The sequence below is a fragment of the Burkholderia sp. Cy-637 genome (genome assembly GCF_011753175.1).
GTDB classification, from domain to species: Bacteria; Pseudomonadota; Gammaproteobacteria; order Burkholderiales; family Burkholderiaceae; genus Burkholderia; species Burkholderia gladioli.
This window is the reverse complement of record NZ_VWWC01000352.1, coordinates 1-2,022: the sequence shown is the minus strand read 5'-3', so window position 1 is coordinate 2,022 and position 2,022 is coordinate 1. Positions and strand designations below refer to the sequence as shown.

The 2,022-nt window shown below is 75.2% G+C and carries 2 protein-coding genes and 1 pseudogene; all 3 read left to right on the top strand.

What is annotated here, in order from left to right; translation table 11 throughout:
- Positions 1-601 (top strand): malonate decarboxylase holo-[acyl-carrier-protein] synthase (gene mdcG / locus F3J10_RS35395; RefSeq protein WP_167244026.1); only part of this gene is annotated, 601 nt, incomplete at its 5' end.
- A 68-nt stretch (positions 602-669) separates the two neighbouring features.
- A complete protein-coding gene (gene mdcB, locus F3J10_RS35390) occupies positions 670-1,479 on the top strand; it encodes a triphosphoribosyl-dephospho-CoA synthase MdcB (RefSeq protein ID WP_167244027.1) in 810 nt (269 codons plus the stop codon).
- Positions 1,476-2,022, top strand: a pseudogene (locus F3J10_RS35385) (malonate decarboxylase subunit epsilon); the annotation flags it as partial. The gene mdcB and the pseudogene F3J10_RS35385, both read left to right, overlap by 4 nt.

Sequence of the window (2,022 nt, the reverse complement as noted above, 5' to 3'; positions counted from 1 at the left end):
GGCCGCGCGGCCCGTGCTGCGTGACTGGGCCGTGCGCGGCTGGCCGTTGATGGTGCGGCGCCCGGGGCCCTGCGACGCGGCCCGTCCCGGCGTGCCGCTCGGCCTGCCGCTGCCGCCCTCGCTCGGCAAGCGGCGGATCGGCGTGAGCCTGGCGGCCGAGGCGATCGTCTCGATCGAGCGGCCGCCCGCGCTGGATTCGTTGCGTGAAGTCGCGCCGCCCGCCTGGCGCGCCACGCTCGATGCGCTGGAGGCGATCACGCGCCGTCACCGGATCGTCTGCCGCGCGTTCGGCAGCCTGGCCTGGCAAGGGCTGACGGGCTTGCCTTATCTTTCCGCGAATTCCGATCTCGATCTGTTGTTCGAGCTGCCGCCCGGCTTCGATGCCGCCGGCGACGGCTTGGCGACGCTCGCCGCCATGCTGGATGACGTGGCCGCCTGCGAGGCCGGTGCGCCGATGCGCATCGACGGCGAGGTGATCCGCGTCGACGGCGCCGGCGCGAACTGGCGCGAACTGCAGGCGGGGCAGGACGAGGTGATGGTGAAGACCGCGACCGAAGTGCGGCTGCTCGCGCCGCGAGATTTCCTGGCGGGGGCCGTGTGATGGGCCGCCTGCGCTTGCGCCTGCCCACGCCCCGCCAGCCGGATCGGCCGGCCGAGGGGCCCGAGGCGATGATCGGCGCCTTCGCCGAGCGCTGCCTGCGGCTCGAGGTGGACACCTGGCCGAAGCCGGGGCTGGTCAGCCGCGTCGACAATGGCAGTCATCTGGACATGAACGCCGGCACCTTCGCGCGCAGCGCCGCCGCGATCGGCCCGTACCTCGCCGAACTCGCGCGCGCCGGCGCCGAGCGTCGCGAGATGGCCGCGCTGCGCCGCATCGGCCTGCGCGCCGAGCACGCGATGCTGGCCGCCACCGGCGGCGTGAACACGCATCGCGGGGCGATCTTCGGGCTGGGCCTGCTGTGCGCGGCCGCGGGTCTGCGCCATGCGGCCGCGCTCGGGACGGCCGCCGGGCAGACGTTGGGCGCTTGCGTGGCGCGGCAATGGGGCGCCGAGATCCTGCTTGGGCCCCGTCCATCCGACAGCCATGGCGAGATCGCGATCCGTCGTCACGGCGTGGGCGGCGCGCGCCAGGAGGCGGCCGACGGATTCCCGAGCGTCTACCGGATCGGGCTGCCCGCGCTGCGCGAGGCGCGCGAGTTGCGGCCCGGCGACGAGGCGGCCGCGCGCGTGCAGGCCTGCTTCGCGTTGATCGCCGAGCTCGACGACACCAACCTGCTGCATCGCGGCGGCGCCGAGGGGCTGGCCTTCGCGCAGCGCGGCGCGCGCGAATTCCTGGCGCGCGGCGGCGTGGCAGCGAGCGACTGGCTCGCGCGCGCCGAGGCCGTGCATCGCGCCTTCGTGGCGCGGCGCCTCAGCCCGGGCGGCGCGGCCGACCTGCTCGCGATGAGCCTGTTCGTCGACGGCTTCGAAGCGCCATGACGATCGCGCTGCTCTGTTCCGGGCAAGGCCAGCAAGGCCCCGACATGTTCGACTGGATCGGCGAGGATGCGACGGTCGAGCCCTGGTTCGCCCATGCCTCGCGCTGGTTCGGCGCCGATCCGCGCGACTGGCTGCGTCGCGCCGACGAGGATGCGCTGCGCGCCAATCGCGCCGCCCAACTGCTCTGCACCCTGCAGGCGCTGGCGGCCCACGCGCGGCTCGCGCCGCTGCTGCCGAGGCGGCGTTGCGTGGCCGGCTACAGCGTCGGCGAGCTGGCGGCCTGGCATGTGGCCGGGCGGATCGGCGCGATCGAGGCGCTCGACCTGATCGCCGCGCGCGCCGAGGCCATGGACGTGGCCAGCGCCGGCGACGAAGGCATGCTGTTCGTGCGCGGCCTGGGCCGTGCCGACCTCGAGGCGCTGTGCGCGGGCCGCGAGGCGGCGCTGGCCATCGTCAATCCCGGCGAGGCCTGCGTGCTGGCCGGCAGCCGCCAGGCGCTGGCGGAGCTGGGATTGACGATGGCCAGCGCCGCCTCACGGCCCG